General features: G+C 38.3%; 19 protein-coding genes. 14 read left to right on the plus strand and 5 right to left on the minus strand.

Annotated elements, in window-relative coordinates:
* Positions 1–49 precede the first annotated feature (49 nt).
* Genes CQZ96_RS15465 through CQZ96_RS15480 form a run of 4 tightly spaced genes read left to right on the plus strand, consistent with a single transcriptional unit; the run spans position 50 to position 4,677 of the window.
* A complete protein-coding gene (locus CQZ96_RS15465) occupies positions 50–2,866 on the plus strand; it encodes a type VI secretion system Vgr family protein (RefSeq protein WP_105713857.1) in 2,817 nt (938 codons plus the stop codon).
* Positions 2,863–3,846 (plus strand): hypothetical protein, encoded by a 984-nt coding sequence (locus tag CQZ96_RS15470; RefSeq protein WP_105713858.1) that lies wholly within the window; start codon positions 2,863–2,865, stop codon positions 3,844–3,846. The genes CQZ96_RS15465 and CQZ96_RS15470 overlap by 4 nt, the downstream gene beginning before the upstream one ends.
* Positions 3,843–4,307 carry a hypothetical protein gene (locus tag CQZ96_RS15475; protein ID WP_004725569.1) on the plus strand — a complete coding sequence of 155 codons (465 nt, stop codon included), beginning with the start codon at positions 3,843–3,845 and terminating at the stop codon, positions 4,305–4,307. The genes CQZ96_RS15470 and CQZ96_RS15475 overlap by 4 nt, the downstream gene beginning before the upstream one ends.
* Before the next feature lie 13 nt (positions 4,308–4,320).
* Positions 4,321–4,677 carry a hypothetical protein gene (locus CQZ96_RS15480; RefSeq protein ID WP_228722725.1) on the plus strand — a complete coding sequence of 119 codons (357 nt, stop codon included), beginning with the start codon at positions 4,321–4,323 and terminating at the stop codon, positions 4,675–4,677.
* A gap of 206 nt (positions 4,678–4,883) precedes the next feature.
* Here CQZ96_RS15480 and CQZ96_RS15485 read toward each other — a convergent pair whose 3' ends face one another.
* On the minus strand, positions 4,884–6,596 hold the full coding sequence (locus CQZ96_RS15485) for an electron transfer flavoprotein-ubiquinone oxidoreductase (RefSeq protein ID WP_004725573.1): 1,713 nt from the start codon (positions 6,594–6,596) through the stop codon (positions 4,884–4,886).
* Between the two features lie 203 nt (positions 6,597–6,799).
* Here CQZ96_RS15485 and CQZ96_RS15490 point away from each other — a divergent pair, with 203 nt between their 5' ends.
* The 5 genes from CQZ96_RS15490 to CQZ96_RS15510 all read left to right on the plus strand — a co-directional run bounded on the left by CQZ96_RS15490 (position 6,800) and on the right by CQZ96_RS15510 (position 11,236).
* The gene (locus tag CQZ96_RS15490; RefSeq protein ID WP_105714603.1) at positions 6,800–7,411 is read left to right on the plus strand and encodes a DUF1285 domain-containing protein; all 612 of its coding nucleotides are present in this window, start codon (positions 6,800–6,802) and stop codon (positions 7,409–7,411) included.
* Between the two features lie 47 nt (positions 7,412–7,458).
* Positions 7,459–8,337: a glutamate racemase gene (gene murI / locus CQZ96_RS15495; protein ID WP_105714606.1), complete on the plus strand. Its 879-nt coding sequence runs from the start codon at positions 7,459–7,461 to the stop codon at positions 8,335–8,337.
* A 107-nt stretch (positions 8,338–8,444) separates the two neighbouring features.
* Positions 8,445–9,461, plus strand: coding sequence for a DUF4062 domain-containing protein (locus CQZ96_RS15500; RefSeq protein WP_004725578.1), 1,017 nt, complete (start codon positions 8,445–8,447; stop codon positions 9,459–9,461).
* Positions 9,462–9,560: 99 nt separating this feature from the next.
* Positions 9,561–10,571 (plus strand): ferrochelatase, encoded by a 1,011-nt coding sequence (gene hemH, locus CQZ96_RS15505; RefSeq protein WP_105714602.1) that lies wholly within the window; start codon positions 9,561–9,563, stop codon positions 10,569–10,571.
* Between the two features lie 20 nt (positions 10,572–10,591).
* On the plus strand, positions 10,592–11,236 hold the full coding sequence (locus CQZ96_RS15510) for an MBL fold metallo-hydrolase (RefSeq protein WP_004816786.1): 645 nt from the start codon (positions 10,592–10,594) through the stop codon (positions 11,234–11,236).
* Positions 11,237–11,898: 662 nt separating this feature from the next.
* Here CQZ96_RS15510 and CQZ96_RS15515 read toward each other — a convergent pair.
* A complete protein-coding gene (locus tag CQZ96_RS15515) occupies positions 11,899–12,066 on the minus strand; it encodes a DNA gyrase inhibitor YacG (RefSeq protein WP_105714601.1) in 168 nt (55 codons plus the stop codon).
* Between the two features lie 76 nt (positions 12,067–12,142).
* Here CQZ96_RS15515 and CQZ96_RS15520 point away from each other — a divergent pair, with 76 nt between their 5' ends.
* The 3 genes from CQZ96_RS15520 to CQZ96_RS15530 all read left to right on the plus strand — a co-directional run bounded on the left by CQZ96_RS15520 (position 12,143) and on the right by CQZ96_RS15530 (position 14,510).
* The gene (locus CQZ96_RS15520; RefSeq protein ID WP_171287957.1) at positions 12,143–12,805 is read left to right on the plus strand and encodes an SAM-dependent methyltransferase; all 663 of its coding nucleotides are present in this window, start codon (positions 12,143–12,145) and stop codon (positions 12,803–12,805) included.
* A complete protein-coding gene (locus tag CQZ96_RS15525; RefSeq protein WP_105714599.1) occupies positions 12,795–14,000 on the plus strand; it encodes a TIGR03862 family flavoprotein in 1,206 nt (401 codons plus the stop codon). Before CQZ96_RS15520 ends, CQZ96_RS15525 begins: the two co-directional genes overlap by 11 nt.
* Positions 14,001–14,099: 99 nt before the next feature.
* The gene (locus CQZ96_RS15530; protein ID WP_004816796.1) at positions 14,100–14,510 is read left to right on the plus strand and encodes a GFA family protein; all 411 of its coding nucleotides are present in this window, start codon (positions 14,100–14,102) and stop codon (positions 14,508–14,510) included.
* A 47-nt stretch (positions 14,511–14,557) separates the two neighbouring features.
* On the opposite strand, the gene CQZ96_RS15535 is transcribed toward CQZ96_RS15530, so the two are convergent.
* Positions 14,558–14,890, minus strand: a complete 333-nt coding sequence (locus tag CQZ96_RS15535) for a HopJ type III effector protein (protein ID WP_105714598.1) — start codon at positions 14,888–14,890, stop codon at positions 14,558–14,560.
* A gap of 145 nt (positions 14,891–15,035) precedes the next feature.
* Here CQZ96_RS15535 and CQZ96_RS15540 point away from each other — a divergent pair, with 145 nt between their 5' ends.
* Both CQZ96_RS15540 and crcB read left to right on the plus strand, forming a co-directional pair.
* Positions 15,036–15,884 carry a DUF2071 domain-containing protein gene (locus tag CQZ96_RS15540; protein WP_105714597.1) on the plus strand — a complete coding sequence of 283 codons (849 nt, stop codon included), beginning with the start codon at positions 15,036–15,038 and terminating at the stop codon, positions 15,882–15,884.
* Positions 15,885–16,009: 125 nt separating this feature from the next.
* Positions 16,010–16,390 (plus strand): fluoride efflux transporter CrcB, encoded by a 381-nt coding sequence (gene crcB, locus CQZ96_RS15545; protein WP_034616430.1) that lies wholly within the window; start codon positions 16,010–16,012, stop codon positions 16,388–16,390.
* Positions 16,391–16,459: 69 nt separating this feature from the next.
* Here the strand turns inward: crcB and CQZ96_RS15550 are convergent, their stop codons facing one another.
* Both CQZ96_RS15550 and CQZ96_RS15555 read right to left on the minus strand, forming a co-directional pair.
* Entirely contained in the window at positions 16,460–16,708 is a 249-nt protein-coding gene (locus CQZ96_RS15550; protein ID WP_004816804.1) for a type B 50S ribosomal protein L31, read from the minus strand.
* Between the two features lie 294 nt (positions 16,709–17,002).
* Positions 17,003–18,301, minus strand: a complete 1,299-nt coding sequence (locus CQZ96_RS15555; RefSeq protein ID WP_105714596.1) for an ABC1 kinase family protein — start codon at positions 18,299–18,301, stop codon at positions 17,003–17,005.
* Positions 18,302–18,483: the final 182 nt, after the last annotated feature.

Here is an 18,483-nt window from a genome sequence, read left to right on the forward strand (position 1 = left end):
TTATGATTATAATCTAAACATATTTTTTAATAATAATTAACTCATTCAAATGAACAGCTTAGTAAATAGCATTTATAAAATATTGGATCAGCTTGGACTAAACGCACAAAAACGAGCCTTGCATATCCAATTTAGCAATACAGACTTAAACAACCAAGTCTTCTTACAACGTATAGATGGACAACATGGTCTAAACCAAGGTGTGTCTGTTGAACTGATTTGCCTTGCCACTTCGGCTGTGATTCCCCTTAAACAATTTATCGGTAGCCAAGTGGCCATTGATCAAGTCACAGATCATGGACAACTGTTTCGTAGCACAGGGGTGATTACTGAGGCCGCACAAGGGCAGAGTGATGGCGCACTCACGCTATATAAACTCAAACTCGAAGATGCCACTTCACTGTGGCATAAACGCCGTAACAGCCGAGTGTTTATGAATAAGTCGGTTGTGCAAGTCATAGAAACGCTGTTTAAAGAATGGCAAGACAAAAGCCCACTGTTTGCCTCCAGTCTAAGCCTCGACAAAAGTGGTCTTAAAAAAGATTACGATATTCGACCATTCATTATGCAGAGCAACGAAAGTGACTATGCATTTTTAAGCCGCTTGATGCGCAGTGAAGGGATTAACTGGTTAATTGATGAAGCGCAATTGATTGTGCCTAATTCTGCGACTCAAATTCAGCCACAAAAACTGCGCTTGGTGGATGACAATAGCGAATACAAAGCGCTAGAACGAAGAAAGATCCGCTTCCATCGCAGCAGTGCCACAGAACAACAAGACAGCATCACCAGCTTTATCGGGCAACGTAGCTTACAACCCACTGCTGTCCATGTACAACGCTGGCAAGCAGATGCGTTAGAGCAAGAAGAAGGTGCAGGCAGTGTTCAAAGCAAACACCAGCACAGTCAAAATCAGAACAATGCCAGTCTCGGTTTAGAACAAGCTTGGCATATCAGTCCAGCATGGATTCAAGACCTAAATGGTGAAGATCAAGCAACCGCGTCAAATAACAATCAGATTGAAAAGATTAACCAAAACCTCAGTCATTATTACGATGCTCAATCCAAGCAATTTATAGCCAACTCCACTGTACGTGATGCACAAGTAGGTTACTGGTTTGAGTTAAACGAACACCCAGAAATAGATCAACACAGTGGCTCAGACAAAGAGTTTCTGATCACGTCAAAGACATTCTATAACCAAAACAACTTACCCAAAGATCTGAGCGAGCAAATCAATCGCTTGCTCCAACAGAGCAATTGGGTCAATTCAAATGTAGACTCAAACAACCCAGAGCGCCAAGCCAATCAATTGGTACTACAACGTCGTAATATCACCACTGTTCCTGAATACCACCCACTACAACACCGCCCTAGTACCCATCCACAACGAGCCAAAGTGGTTGGGCCAAGTGGAGAAGAAATCCATGTCGATGAATGGGGGCGCATTAAAGTTCGCTTCCTATTTACCCGCAATGAAGATCATAGTCATGATGGTGGTGCAGGGAGCAATGACAACGACACCGATTCCGCTTGGGTGGATGTACTGACCCCGTGGGCAGGTGAAGGCTATGGTGCGCGGTTCTTACCGAGGATTGGTGAGATTGTGGTGATAGATTTCTTTGATGGTAATATTGACCGACCATTTGTGGTGGGGCGGATCCATGAAGCACAACGAAGTCCAACTAAATTTGATGACAAAGGCCAATTGCCTGACACCAAAAAACTGGCAGGGATCAAAAGTCGAGAAGTTAAAGGTAGTGGCTATGGCCAACTGAGATTTGACGATACCACTGACCAAATCAGCAGTCAGCTACAAAGCAGTCACGGTGCGAGTCAACTTAACCTCGGTAACCTGAGTCATCCTAAAGAAACTGATACCAGTGAAGGACGAGGCGAAGGCTTTGAACTAAGAACAGACCAATGGGGAGCAGTGCGTGCAGGGCAGGGTCTACTACTGAGTACCCATGCTCAAGATTCAGCCTCAGGTAATCATCTTGATGCAACAGCCGCGAAAAGTCAGTTAGAAAGTAGTCTAAATAATTCTAAGGCCTTAAGTGAAGTTGCCAAAAATCAGCAAACTGATCCTTTAGAAAATTTAGATCATTTGAAATCTTTTATTTCTTATTTGGAAAAAGATGAATCCAGTGAAGCAAAAAGCCAAGCAGATACCTTTAAGCAAGCTCTCATGTTATTGGCCTCACCCAATTCGGTTGCGCTTGCTACTAATGAAGATCTACATCTTTCTGCCGATCGACAAATCTATGAAACTGCGGGTGATAGTATTCAATTGAGTACGCAAAAGAATTTAGTTGCACATGCACAATCAAAGATCAGTCTTTTTGCGGCACAAGAAGGGGCAAGATTATTTGCAGGGAAAGGTAAGGTTGAAATCCAAGCACAAGGCGATGGTGCGGATTTGATTGCGCGTAAAGGTATTCAAATTATTTCGACGGAAGAAAAAATCGAGATTAAAGCGGATAAGAAAATTATTTTGATTGCAGATGGTTCGCAAGTTGAAATTAGTAGTGCAGGTGTTTTACCGACCACTGCGGGTAAGTTTGAGAGTAAGGCGGGGCAGCATAAGTTTTTGGGTGGGCAAAAAATAGATGCAAAAATAGAAGAGTTACCACTGTTAGGCTTAAATTATTTAAGTTTTTTTGCTACTGATAAAAAAGGAAATAAGTTACCAGCTGGAACGGGTTATGTTTTATATGGTTCAGATGGTAGTGTAATGACTGGTAAATTATCTGAAGATGGATTTATTAAGACTCCTCCATCAAGTGAACCGAAAGAGTATACAATTATTCTGGATGACCCTCGATTTGATATAGAAAATAAAAATATTGAGGAGGATGAATTGTGATAACTGCCAGATTGAAATTAGTCGTTGATAGTCCAATTCTTTGGCCACATATTAAGTATAGAATGTTTAGTTTAAAACGAGGCTGGTTAGATAGCTCTCCTCAAAGTTTTGAAGTGAAAAATAATGGTGCGTATGGAATAACCAAAATTTATGATTGTTTTAAAGACGAAAAATTGAGTTGTGAAGTAGTATATGGACCTAATAAAAAAGTAAATTTTAAAGTATTAGCATTAGAAAAAGGTTCATTTGATCAATCAACACAAAAACTTCCTAGCTCAACCTCAACACAAAATCCAGATTTTTCAAATAAAAGCGATGTTAAAATTCCACCAAAACCTATACCCAAGGCAATTATTTTTTTTATAGGTGGGGCTGGGGATAAAAAAGCATATGCAGGGAGTGGGCCAAATAGAAATGTTATATATGTGCTAAAAGATTATTATAATCAATCAGCTAAGGAGCTTACGGAAGTTGAAAATGAATTGGTGATTGCAAATCGAGGAGAAACTTATTTAGGGTATTATGAAATTTATAAGATGAAAGATATTCAAAAAAATGTAATCGAAAAAATACCGAATAAAGATGTTTTAGTCTATATTATTGGTCACAGTTTAGGTGGATGGAATGGAGCACATCTTTCAAGTATTTTAACTAAACAAGGTTATAAAATAGAAATGCTTATAACATTAGATCCTGTAGGAACAAATGTTGAAGTTAGTGTAATATCAGATATTTATTGGAAATATCCTGTAGTTAATGCAAAAACATGGATTAATATAAGTTGCTCACCGAAAAGTTATAATTTTAGTGATCTTGTAGCAGATGTAGGGGGACAATGGAGACCCAAAAAGGGTCCTACGTATAATGTAGAAACAACAGCTAATCATGTGGATGCAGAGTTAATTTTAGACACAAAAGTAGTCGGAGATTTAACTGGATTAAATTTATTAATGGCTTCTCTAAAGAGTAATTTGAAATGAAAAAAATAAATAAATTTAAATTTTTTTTAGCTTTGTTATTCTTAAGTGGGTGCACAAACTCAAATGATATCATTATAAAATATAGTGATGCCAGCTTGGATTCTAATAATAATATTAATTTAAAGTTTGAAGCTAATAAAGATTTTTCAAATCGTGGAAGCAATGAAACTGGTAGTTACATATATTGTGCATTAGATGATACTTTTAATGTAAATAATGGAAATTTTGAACCTGATGAAAACTTAAATGCTTTGGAAGGAGTGATTTCAAGAACTGAGCATGCGAAGTTCAATAAACAAACACAAATGTATAGTTACAATGTCCTTTTAATGCATACGAAAAAACCTGAATTTTCAAATGTTAAAAGAAATATTAACTGTAAGGTTTTTACAGCAAAAATTTTTGGCGGGCTTAAACACTCTAATGTTATTGAAATACCTTATAAAATATTAGCGAAATAGACTTAATTTAGAAATGAAAATTATATATTTATTTCCAATATTTTTTATATTAGGCTGCAGTCATCAAATAAAGATTGAACCTAATAGTTTGCCAGAAATGAAGTATGGCGAGAAATACGATAATAGAATAGAAATTGAGAAGCTAAATATATTTGGTGAACTTGTTATTAAAACAGATTTGCCTGATAACTCAGGTATTAATATAGAAAAAGTAGGGGAGAATGACTTTCTTTATCAAAATTCTATAAGAATATATGGAGTACCTAAAGTTAAAGGTAATTATTATATTTTATTAGATGGTAATTTTAGAGGTGGAACTTTTGGTGGGATGACTAATTTTAAGAAAAAATATGATGTCATCATAAAATAACACATAATGATTTTACGCAAAAAATAAGCTTATTTGGATAGTATTAGAGTGGTGAGTGATTTCTATCAATAGAATAAAAGTGTTAATAATAAAATAACATTAAATCCAAGAGCTTTATTTGTAGATTGGATTGCAATGAGAAGCTTAAGAGATTCAGTAAGTTAAGTATTTAAAGATAAAAAACCCGCCGAAGCGGGTTTATTGATTTACATATTCGGGTAGTTTGGACCACCGCCACCCTCAGGTGTTACCCATGTGATATTCTGAGATGGATCTTTGATATCACAAGTCTTACAGTGAACACAGTTCGCAGCATTAATCTGGAAGCGCTTAGAACCATCATCATTTTCCATAATCTCGTAAACACCAGCAGGGCAGTAGCGTTGAGCAGGCTCATCCCATTTCGGTAAGTTGACATTGACTGGAATTGAAGCATCTGTCAGCTTTAAGTGCGCTGGCTGATTTTCTTCATGTACAGTATTCGATACAAATACAGAAGATAAACGGTCAAAGGTTAATTTACCGTCTGGCTTTGGATAAGTTGGTTTAAATGTCGCAGCATCTACAGTTTTTAATGCACTAAAGTCAGGTGCAAGGTCATGTAGGGTAAATGGCACTTTAAAGATATTTTGATCGATAAAGTTAAATGCACCACCCATCCATAAACCGAATTTATGCATTGCTGGGCCAAAGTTACGTGAACGATGTAACTCTTCTTTTAACCAACTGTTGTTGAATTTGTCAGTATAGGCAGTCAATTCTTTAGCAAAGAAATCTTCGCCTTCAGCGACACGCGCAACCGCTAAATCACCACCTTTCTCATGACCTGCTTGAATTGCTTCAAATACAGCTTCACCGCACAACATACCCGATTTCATCGCAGTATGAGAGCCTTTGATTTTAGCAAAGTTTAAGAAACCAGCATCATCACCAATTAAGCAACCGCCTGGGAAGGTCAATTTAGGTAGTGAGTTTAGACCACCTTTAACAACTGCACGTGCGCCATAAGAAATACGCTTACCACCTTCAAGATATTGCTTGATCAGTGGATGTGTTTTCCAACGTTGCATTTCAGCAAAAGGATACATGTGTGGATTTTCATAAGATAAATCGACAATCATACCCAAGGTCACTTGGTTATTTTCAGCGTGATATAACCACCAGCCGCCCGAAGAACCCGTTTCTGCCAAAGGCCAGCCTGAACCATGCATCACTAAACCTGGTTTATGTTTTGCAGGGTCGATTTCCCAAAGTTCTTTGATCCCGATACCGTAATGTTGCGGATCAGCATCTTGATCTAAGTTGTATTTTGCAATCAGACGTTTACCAAGGTGTCCACGGCAACCTTCTGCAAAAATTGTGTATTTTGCATGAAGCTCGTAACCAGGGGTAAAGTTATGAGTAGGTTCACCATCTTTACCAATACCCATATCACCAGTTTGGATGCCTTTTACAGAACCATCTTCATGATAAAGGATTTCTGAGGCAGCAAAGCCAGGGAAGATAGAAACTTCTAACTCTTCCGCTTTTTGACCTAACCAACGCACTACATTACCCAATGAAATAACATAGTTACCATCATTGTGCATGGTTTTAGGAACCATCCAATGCGGTGCTTCTTGTGACTTTTCAGCAGACATGAGGAAATAAGTTTTGTCCTCAGTCACAGGTACATTTAAAGGTGCACCTTGTTCTTTCCAGTCAGGGAAAAGTTCATTGATTGCACGCGGTTCAAGTACAGCACCAGAAAGGATATGCGCACCAACTTCAGAGCCTTTTTCAACCACACAGACGGAAAGGTCTGGAAGATTGTTTTCAAGAGCTAATTGACGAATTTTAATCGCAGCAGAAAGACCCGCAGGGCCTGCGCCTACGATCACTACGTCAAACTCCATCGATTCGCGTTCGATGTGTTCCATGTAGGACTCCTCATATTTCTAAGGGTGGCAACCGTGAGCATTTATTGGGAATTAATAAATCGGTGCTGCCATGAGTGTTCTAAAAATTCCGTGATACGAATTAATGCTCGTACCAATAATATATTTTGCGCTAGTATAGTTAGAAACCTTAATCTAGCCAATTGGCTGAGTCGTATTATTTTTAAGTCAGCAAGGCATAAACCATGGTAAATCAAAATAATTCAACATCAGCGGCTCAAAATCAGCCAGATTCTGATAATAAAAACTTAATGAGCATTGCACAATACTTAAAAGATGTACAGGCGGGTCACAAAAGGTCAATACCCCCTTTAGAGCAGTGGCAGCCAAAGCATTGTGGCAAAATGGATTTGACGGTAAAAGCCAATGGAGAATGGTGGCACGAAGGTCAATTGATCAAACGCCAAGCGCTTTTAGACCTGTTTACAAAAGTACTTTGGAAAGAAGACGGAAAGTTCTATTTAAAAACCCCAGTTGAACAGATTGAAATTCAAGTTGAGGATGAACCTTTATTGGTCAATCAAATTGATCAAGTGAATCTCGATGGACAGGTCTATCTACAAGTTACCACCACCAATCAAGACATTACACTGATTGATCCAGAACACCCTATTTTTATGCGTGAATATCAAGGTGAGTTAAGACCTTATGTACATGTTCGTTTCGGGATAAATGCCTTGATTCAACGTTCTGCTTTTTTCCATCTGATTGAATATGGGAAATTGCTTGAAAATGCACAAGGAGATACCATTTTATCTTTAGAAAGTGGTGATTTTCACTTGCAATTAGGGACTTGAGGTTTAATCTTGTTAATTATTTTTACCGTATGCCAATAGTGGATCAAATGAGCGCGATTCTTCCTCTCTCTCCTCTAGAAAATCCAATGCCAAAAGCCTTGGCAGATGCCCCGATTGGTATTTTTGATTCAGGTATCGGTGGGCTTTCTATTGCACAGGAAATTGCCAATTATTTGCCAAATGAACGTATTGTTTATTATGCCGATACTGCACATGTCCCTTATGGCCCCCGTACGGATCAAAATATCCGTGAATTAACTGCACAAGCAATTGAATGGTTATATCGTCAAGGTTGTAAAATCGCAGTTGTAGCATGTAATACCGCTTCAGCATTTAGTCTGGATTATTTACGTGATCATTATGGTGAAAACTTTCCTATTGTTGGACTGGTGCCTGCTTTAAAACCAGCAGTGCTACAAACCCAGTCTAAAGTGGTTTCAGTTTTGGCTACACCTGCCACTTTTCGTGGAAAATTGATCAAAGATGTGATGCAGCGTTTTGCAGAACCTGCCAATGTTGAAGTACTGACGATTACCAATCTTGAACTGGTTCCCTTGATTGAATCTGGACGTTATAACAGTTTGGAATGCAAACATAGCCTGCAAAAGGTTTTAGATCCAGTCATTGCCAAAGGTTCAGATTATTTGGTGTTGGGCTGCACCCATTACCCTTATTTAAAACAGAGTATTCAAGAATTATACGGTCCACAGCTTAACTTAATTGATTCTGGATTAGCGGTTGCACGACAAACGGCGCGTATATTGTTAAAAAATGAGTTAATATCAAGCAACTTGCAAGAAAAAGGGGTGCGTTTACAATGTTTTGTGAGTGGGGGAAATGCAAAACAATTAGAAAATGTCATCAAACATCTAATACAACCAAAAATTACATGGTCTGTAGAAAATATTGTTGAAAAACTCGGCTAATTCTTTCAATATTGAACAGATTTAATATATTTTCATAAGTGTAGGGCATATCAAACTTAAAGCTCATGGATGGATTTAAGTAGGGTGTGACAAGAATGGGTTAACCTATGCTCGATAAACGGTATCAAGTTTTTATTACAACATCTGGCAAAGAAATGCAGCCAGAACGGATGGTCGTGTCACAAACCCTTATAGGGATGGGGTTTTTTTCTTGGGGATTAGAACAACGGACACCATTAAGTACCGCATTTGCACGTCGTCAGATAGATGACTGTGATTACGTTTTATTGTTGTTGGGGAGTCAATATGGTGAGCAATCTGTTTCAGGGGTGAGTTATCTACATCTTGAATATATTTATGCGGTGACCAAACAGAAACCAATTATTGTATTTATGCATGAGAGTCCTGAATTTCGCGAACCGCATTTAAAAGAAGAAAGTACGCTGCTAAAAGAAAAGTTTAATGAATTTAGACATCAACTACAAAAAGAAGTTGAGCAAGTCGTTACTTATCGAACTTTACGAGATTTAGAACTTGCGGTACGTTCATATATGCCACAAATGCTAGAGCGCTATCCTGTTGTAGGATGGGTAAGACCTCAGAATATTCAAGTCTTACAAGATGAGATTGATCGTTTAAAAGCAAAGTTGGCGCATGTTTCCGTAGAGCAAGGGAAAAAAGAAGCAGATCCATTTTTAACTTTACCCAAAGTTTCATTGCATGAAGTGTTTAATTTTGATTATCGAATGCATGCCTATCAAGATGGTAATTTTAAAGAGTTATCGCCAGTGCGTGAGATGACTTGGGCAGAGCTGTTAAAAATTTTATCGGTTGAATTTAGACAACCGACGTCTGAGGATTTTTTCTCTAAAGTCTTAAACGAATATTTGAATAATACGGGTTTAACCGACGCACAAGTGGTGATGCCACGTGCCCATGCTGTGTCTAGAGCGCAGATTAATGTGCGTTCCTTGCATACGATTAAGCAGCAAGTCCGTCAAAATGAATGGATCATCCCTGTGGGGCGTGATGATCGTCAGCGTATGCTATGGCAGATGACGGATAAATGCGTGAAACTGCTTGAAAGTTCACAACGTATTAGCAGTCGTTCGTCAATTTTTTAAATCAAATAAATTGAGTGAGTTAAGATAAAAAATTTTGTTTAGATAAAGACTCTGTTAAGCTGATCATTTGAGATAAACTATTCTGTAAATCGGGTGAAAATGTCTTTATCTAAACCTAAAGTCCTGATTATTATTGCTAATTTAGGGACACCAGATGCGCCTACTGCTCCAGCTGTTCGGGCTTTTTTAAAGCAGTTTTTATCAGATCAGCGCGTGATCGAAATTCCCAAAATTTTATGGGCAATTATTTTAAATGCATTTGTTCTGCCTTTTCGACCAAAGCGTGTTGCCGAAGCTTATGCACAAGTCTGGTCAAATGATTCACCGATGCGTGAAATTCTATTTGAACAAGTTGGATCATTACAAAAAAAATTAATAAGTACGAATGCTGATTTAGATTTAGATATTGTGCCAGCAATGACCTATGGGCGACCGGGTATCGATGCTGTTTTGAATGATGCGAAAACCAAGCATTATGACCATATTATTCTTTTCCCGCTTTTTCCTCAGTACTCGGCAACATCAACAGCCCCTTTATATGATGCCGTTGCACAATGGTTGTTAAAGCAACGCAATATTCCGGGTTTAAGTTTTATTCGAGATTATTATCAACACCCACTTTATATTCAGGCGCTAGCCAACAGTGTGCGTGATTATCAGCAGCAATATGGACCAGCAGCTAAACTGTTGATGTCTTTTCACGGGATCCCACAGCCTTATGCAGATAAAGGTGATCCTTATGCAGAGCGTTGTCGGATCACTGCACTTAAGGTAGCTCAGGCGTTGAATTTAAAAGACGACCAATGGGCGATCAGTTTCCAATCTCGTTTTGGCAAACAAGAATGGGTAAAACCGTATACCGACCAGCTATTGCAAGAGTGGGCAGCGCAAGGCGTCGAATCTGTTCAAGTGCTGAGTCCTGCATTTTCGGCAGATTGTTTAGAAACCTTGGAAGAGCTGGCGATTCAAAATGCTGAATTGTTTTTAAAGGCAGGTGGTCAACACTATGCTTACATTCCGGCATTAAATAGCCGTGCGGATCATATTGACTTATTTGAGCAACTTTTACAGACTCAATTGAATACACTCAAGTTTCATTTACAGGTATAGGGTTTTTTAGGAAAATTATCATGTTACAAGTCAAGATTGTACCCGTTACTGCATTCGCCCAAAATTGTTCTATTGTTTGGGATTCTGAAACCAAAGAAGCGGTATTGATTGATGCTGGTGGTGAGCCTGAGAAATTAAAACAAGAAGTTGAAGCATTAGGACTGACAGTCAAAGCATTATGGTTAACACATGGTCATTTGGACCATGCAGGTGCGGTAGGTGCATTGGTCAAAGAATGGAATGTGCCTGTGATTGGTCCGCATAAAGAAGACCTGTTTTGGTTAGAAATGATTCAAGACGTATCTGCCCGTTATGGATTTCCAATTCCTGAGCCTGTTCATGTCAATCAATGGTTAGAGGGGGGCGAAAAGCTAAGCTTAGGGGATGAAGAGTTTGAAGTGCGTTTTGCACCAGGACATACACCAGGCCACGTCATTTTTTACAATGCCAAATATGGTGTGCTTTGGACAGGAGATGTACTGTTTAAAGGTTCAATTGGCCGTACTGACTTTCCAAAAGGCAACCATCAACAGCTCTTAGATTCAATTCAGCGTGAATGTTTTACCCTGCCTGATGAAACTCAATTTATTTCAGGGCATGGTCCAATGAGTACCATTGGTTTTGAAAAGCAACACAATCCTTTTGTAGCAAGTAAAGCGGGTTAAGTATTCGCTGTCTGGCTTTATAGTAAAAATAAGAAATGAAAAATGGTGAAGTAATCAATGTTTTACTCACCATTTTTGTTTTAAATGTATATTTTATTAATGATTCAACATTTAGTAAGAATCTGTAATAGTAACGTGAATGATCTGAGTGAAAACAGTTCATAGAACGATGCTGTTTATGCTCATCTTTAAATAATTCCTGCAAAAGTCATTCATCTCATCATTGAAATAATATGCGTGGAGAATGAGAAAATTAAATTACTCAATAATAGTGTTAAATTGATTTAAATCACCGCTCCTTTACCATTTCTAATTTGACTAATAAGATGACTATTGCAAATAGAATTCCAACTACGATAAGAGAAAAATCGAGAGCATATACTCCAATAAAAGTAAAAAATGCACATAAAATTGCAAGGATGGCGACAAAAAATTTTAAGCCTATAGGCACCTTAATACTCCAAGTTTCATTATAAATTGAAACTAATCAGATTTTTATATATAAAGTGTGAAATGAAACATGCAGTATCATATCGCTATACAGATCCAAAAATAAATAGTTATTGTAAAGTTTAAGTATAATTTTATTTAATTGTTTCTAATGAAAAGGGTGCGTTTAAGTATGTTAAGTCAGTGATGATTACATAAATTTGTCACACAGCTTAAGAATCCTCTGCTTGCGGTGCGTCTTCTGTAGGTAGGGTATATTCATCATTGGCCCATGCACCTAAATCAATCAGTTTGCAACGCTCAGAGCAAAATGGACGGGATTCATTACCTTCCCATGTAGAAGGCTCACCGCAGCGAGGGCAAGGAAAAGTTTTAGACATATGGAAATCCTCATTTAAAAAAAGCAAAAACCGTAAAGAGTTGTTAAACTTGTGAACGATTTCTTGTTAGTTTGATCTGATTATGTCGATTCGTCAATTTCAAGCACAGCGTATGCATGCTCCTCGTGATTTTCAATGTATTGAAAATAACCCAATTTGTGTAGAAATTGGGGCTGGAAAGGGCAAACATGCCTTGCTCTTTTCTGAACAGCACCCTGAACTGAAATTGATTGCGATAGAAAGAACCCGTGAAAAATTTATTGCAATGCAAAAACAGCATCAGTTGGAAGGTCAAACAAATTTAACCCCTATTCATGCTGATGCATTACCGTGGGTGGTGCATGCACTTTATCCCAATCAGGTACAACAGTTTTTTATTCTCTATCCAAATCCAGAACCGCATAATCCTGCGCAACGCTGGTTAAATATGCCTTTTTTTGAATTTCTGATTTCTAGATTATCTCCAAATGGCAGCATCACTTTAGCCAGTAATATTCCTGAATATATTGCTGAAGCAGAACAGCAACTAAAAGATGTTTGGAAGCTGCCTTATGAAAAACAAACGATTGCATCAGATTCAGCACGTACCCATTTTGAAATTAAATATTTAGAACGTGGTGAATTGTGTCAGCAATTGATTATTACTAAACCTGAGCATTATCAAACCCGTTTTGATGAGGTCGGACCACGTCAGGGTAAAAGTGTTGAAAACTTATCAGAGTCGTCTGATGTCAATTAAGAAAATTGCCATTATTGGGGCAGGACCAGCAGGTTTAATGGCTGCAGATGTTTTAAGCCAATCTACAGCTGATTATGAGGTTCATGTTTTTGAACAGAAACCTTCTGCTGCACGTAAATTTTTGATGGCTGGAAAGACAGGGCTGAATATTTCCCATGCAGAAGCATTTGAACAATTTATTCAACGTTATGATCATGCGGAATGGTTAAGACCTTGGGTTGAAAAGTGGGATGCGACTTGGATTCAAAATTGGATGCATCGTTTAGGGATTGAATCCTATGTGGGCAGTTCAGGACGAATTTTCCCTGTAGAAATGAAGGCTGCGCCTTTGTTACGTGCTTGGTTAAAGCAATTGGCAGCGCAGCACGTTCAATTTCATTATCGCCATCAAATAATAGATTTAAAGCAGCAACAACTCGAAATTCTTGATCGCAGGAACAATCAAGCACAGCTTTTGAATTTTGATGCGATTATTCTGGCTTGTGGTGCTGTGTCATGGTCACGTTTAGGCAGTGACGGTGCATGGCAAAAGTGGTTGCCTGCTTCTGAAATTGAGACATTTCAAGCGAGTAATGCCGGTGTGGTTCGGGCATGGTCGAATTATATGCAACCTGTCTTTGGTCAGCCTCTTAAACGTGTAGACGCTTGGGTGGGGAGTTCTGCAAAGACACAAGGTGATATTGTGATTACCCATTATGGGCTAGAAAGTGGTCTCATCTATAAGCAGGGGCGATTATTACGTCAGTTGGTACAGCACAATCAACCGATGTCGATTTATTTAGACTTGTTACCTGATCAAACTGTTCAACAGCTTACACAGAAATTACAGCCGTCCAAAAAGCAATCCAGTACCAACATCTGGCGCAAAGCAGGTTTAGATGCAGTAAAGGCCAATCTGATTCGTGAATTGGTAGATAAATCAGTTTGGAACACTCCTGAAAAACTCGCACAACAGATTAAGCATTTAAAAATTGAGCTTGAGGGATTTCGTCCGATTGAAGAAGCGATCAGTTGTGCCGGTGGTGTAAAGCAAGCCGTATTAACACAGCATTTACAACTAAAATCCAATCCCCATGTATTTTGCTGTGGTGAAATGCTGGACTGGGATGCCCCGACAGGAGGATATTTATTGACTGCGTGTTTTGCGACAGGGCGTGCTGCGGGTGAGGGTGTACATCAATATCTCAATAGATGAGATTAGGCAAAAAAAATGATGGTGTTTTGATTAAAAACGCGACTTTTATGCTAGTTTGATGCTATTGCCAATAGCCTTTGAAATAGGGAGATTTTCTCAATGTCTGCTGAAAAAATATATACAGGAAGTTGTTTGTGTGACGGTATTCACTATGAGATTCATGGTGAAATTGGAGCGGTGATCGAGTGTCATTGCCAACGTTGTCGTAAAGCAAATGGCACAGCATTTGCGACCAATGCGCCAATTCAAAAAGCAGATTTTAAAATTACCAAAGGTGAGGAATTACTGAAAAAATTTGCATCGACAGCAACAACAACACGTTGTTTCTGCCAAGAATGTGGCTCACCGATCATCAGTATTAAAGCAGAGACACCAGATACCTATCGTTTAAGAATTGGAACTTTAGATACAGCTTTAGAACAGAAGCCAACAATGCATATTTTTACTGCTTATAAAGCAGAGTGGGATACGATTTGTGACGGTTTACCTCAATATGATGAGCGCCCATAACTGTGTAGAAAGGGATCGAATAGATCCCTGACTTGATTGTGTTGTTGTTATTTTGCAGTTAAAGCATTGCCTTCAAATTTGATGCCATTCCAGCCATTTTGCATAAATTGGCGAATGTTCTGATGGTCTGTTGCATCAGGTGTTGCCAAAACAGCAGCATAATGCTCTGCAAATAGATTCAGTGTTTGTTGTTGATCTAAATCATTTAATTGTGCAAAAGAAAAAACTTTGGCACTGCCTTGGTTTTCTGTGGCAGCATTATACTGTTGACCATTTTGGAATGCAGTCGGTGTGTGGGTATAACGTGCTTCAATATGATTGATGACATCTGCAAATTTTGCATTGCCTGCTTGAAGTTGTTTCAATAATTCTTGAGCCATGATGTGAAAATTCCGTGTTAAATCGTGCCAATATCATAGCCTATGGTTAAATAATTCAGTAATGCTATTTAATATTTTGAGATGGGCCATTCTTTAACCATATTTGCTAAAATAACAGCATCGAAATCCATAAAAATAGGTCGGTATGAATCGTCATAATATTAAAAATCAAGATTCAAACTTTATTTTGAGCCTGATCGGTCTTTTTGCTGAACGCCCATTATTATTAAAACTACGCCGTATCTTGATGGGTTTTATTCCTTTCCTACAGTTACAAAGTCAGGTCAAGAATATTGTGTATTTGTCGTGGTTGGTGGATATAGATCAAGTTCGTTCACGCTATCCACAGCCTATTCAGTTATGGGAAAAGCAAGGGAAAACGATTTTTACCATACTGACATATCAGCATGAACATTTTGGTTTTTCTTTTTTAGGTCCATTACGCAAATTGATGCCATCACCGAAACAAAGCAATTGGCGCTTTTATATTGCCCCTACACAACAGGATAAAACGGTGATTTTCGAGCAAGTTGTGATTGACCAGCAACTTTATGTTTTGAGTGGGCGTTTGGCAAGTGATGCGATGCCAGCACAATATGCAAAGAAATTTGTTCATCGAGTCTCTGAACAGCTGATTCAAACAGAACTCGAACTTGATCCAGTTTATCAATTATCCAGCGCGGTTCAAATCAATACAGATCCGCGCTTGCCTGAGGCGTGGCAAAATTTATTCTCTTCATGGGATGAGGCCATTCAATATCTGGCTGAACAAGACCATGCATGGGTCGAATGGGGCGATCAACCTGAAAAACTATCACAAGGGGATATTGAAATGCCTTTTGATTTTAGTCAGGTTCTGCCTGCGCAAGTGCTTAATATTGCTTGCCCCTTGCTACAACAATGGGGTGTTCGTGAACAAGATGTATTTGCCTTTGTTGTGCCAACTTTGGACTTTTATGTCAGAAATGAGTTGCCACTTAAATTAGATCGTTAAGCTTCTCCATGTTAATCTGTGGATAACTATCCGCTTATACACAAGCTGCTTATAAACAAGCTGAGCTGTAAAAAATCGGATGGTGGGTAAATGCGTTTTTTAAAAAGTTTTAAGGATGTCTAAACATGAATTGGCTATTGGTCGCATGCGGTGGGGCAATTGGTGCAAGTTTACGTTATGGTGCAGGATTTATTATTTCTAAACCACATAGCCTATTCCCTTGGACAACATGGTCGATCAATATCTTGGGCTGTTTCTTGGCTGGGATTTTTTTTGCTTTTACCCAGCGCTATCCTATTTTACAGAATGAAACTCGATTATTTTTAATGGTTGGAATCCTCGGCGGTTTTACAACTTTTTCCAGTTTTGGTCTGGAAACATTCCAGCTGATTCGGCAGGGACAGTTTCCAATCGCTTTGGCTTATACTGTTTCTAGTGTGATCGTTGGTGTGATCTGTTTAGCGATTGGCTTTTATATTTTTCAAATGCTTTTATCCACAAAATAATGTGCAATATTCAAAATGAAAAAGCCTAAGCTGAGGGAAGCTTAGGCTTAGACACAACATACAGTTCAATTAACGTTTAAAACGGGCAAAGCGCTTATTGAAGTTGGCAATACGACCTTCATTGCTTGCCTGACGAATTTCACCTGTATAGAAAGGATGTGAAGCACTGGATATATCGAGTGTGACATAAGGATATTGTGTGCCTTCATATTCTTTGGTGTTTGTTGTCTTGATGGTGCTACCAATAACAAAGTATGCATTGGCATTGGTGTCATGAAATAACACTTGACGATATTCTGGGTGGATACCTTGGCGCATGGTTTTAACCTCTAATTATTTAAACATTGTGTAATGTTATAATATTACATTTAACTTGTAAAGTACTTCATTTGATACGTATTCATGTTGTATATCGAACTTGGAAAAAAGTGAGATAAAAAAGAAGCCTAAGCAGGAGGATCTGGCTTAGACTTCAAATATAAGTTTAATGTAAAGTTTTATCCTTAAAATTAGATGAAGTGCATAACGAAATTTTTTAAAATGAATGCATTGATCATGTCACTTTTAAATGAATTGGATGCAATCGACTTCAATAAAAAACATCAATACAACTTAGTCTTGTAAAGGCACCAGCTCTTCAAAGAGATCTTTTAAATTATCATTGACTTTAAGTTGAATCAGATTCCAGTATTGTCCTGAAATCGTACGATTTACCATTAAAGTATCTGGCGATGGTTTGAATACATCCCAATACTTCAATGATTTTTTCACCAGTTTGATGCCATCATGATGTGCTGAATTTTCAGCAAAATCATAATGTGTAGTCAGCGGTCGTAATAAAATTTCAAGCCATGCCTCATACAATTCTACGGGAAACTTACCTTTTTCAGCTAACGCATCTAAAACCGTTAAATGCTCTTCAATTGTCACAATATCTTGTTTTCGTGCAGCTCTGACCAAGGCTTTAAAATGAGTAATGATTTCATTGGATAAGGTTTTTACACCGCCAAAGTCGTAAATGATCACACTGCCATCTTCACGGAAAGCAAAGTTGCCAGGATGAGGGTCGCAATGGAAACGTTTTAAGAAGAAAATTTGTTGACCCAATGCCAAGATTAAGCGGCGACCAATTTCATTGCGCACAGATAAATCCCAAGTACTTGCAGTTTCAATACTTTCACCTTTTTCAAGGCTTAGGGTTAAGATGCGACGACTCGAATAGTCTGTAAACACTTTGGGAATAATAATTTTTGTGTCCAAAGCTTGATGGAATATTCTAAAAACTTGCAAGTTTTGTGCCTCAATTTCGTAATTGAGTTCTTCATGTAAGCTGTCTTGAATCTCTTTAAATAAGCGATCTTGTAATTTTTTATCTACTTTTAAAACACCCATTAAGCGTAATGCCAAACGAACCTGTTTTAAGTCACTTTCACAAGCTTCATCTACCCCAGGATATTGTACTTTGACCACAACTTCAGTGCCATTTTTTAACATGGCTTTGTGGACTTGACCAATAGATGCTGCTGCGAAGGGTTGTTCATCAAAATGCAGAAAGGTTTGATCAATCGGTTTGCCTAGCTCGCGTTCTACTTGTTGTTTAATTTCAGCAAATGGCATTGCAGGCGCTTGACGTTGCAATTTAGCAATTGCCCGTGCGACTTCAGGTGGAAAGATATCTTTATATTGCGAGGCGATTTGACCAACTTTCATCACAGCACCTTTCATTTCTCCTAAGGTATCTGCAATTTGAACACCAATATCTTGGAACAGCTTACTACGCGCTTCATTTTTTTGTTCTTCATCCGCATTAAAGTTACGAATTGAATTTGATACCGTTTTCGTCGCGATACTTGCAGTCATACTCGCAAGTTTCATAAAGCGGCGACCTGGGGTACTGGTACTTTTCGACATTCGTAACCATCCTTTAATTGGGATTAGACGTTTAATTCATTTTGATCATAGGCGACTATTGTTAAACTGCCTACTCTAATTTGTTAAGCGTTTGTTTCTACTTGGCTATTTTTAATCTTAAAATACCCAGCACGCTATCGGTTTCTTCTCAGTAGTTTTGGATTAAAATATTCTTCAATATT

It is taken from the genome of Acinetobacter sp. MYb10, assembly GCF_002980175.2.
Lineage (GTDB): Bacteria > Pseudomonadota > Gammaproteobacteria > Pseudomonadales > Moraxellaceae > Acinetobacter > Acinetobacter guillouiae.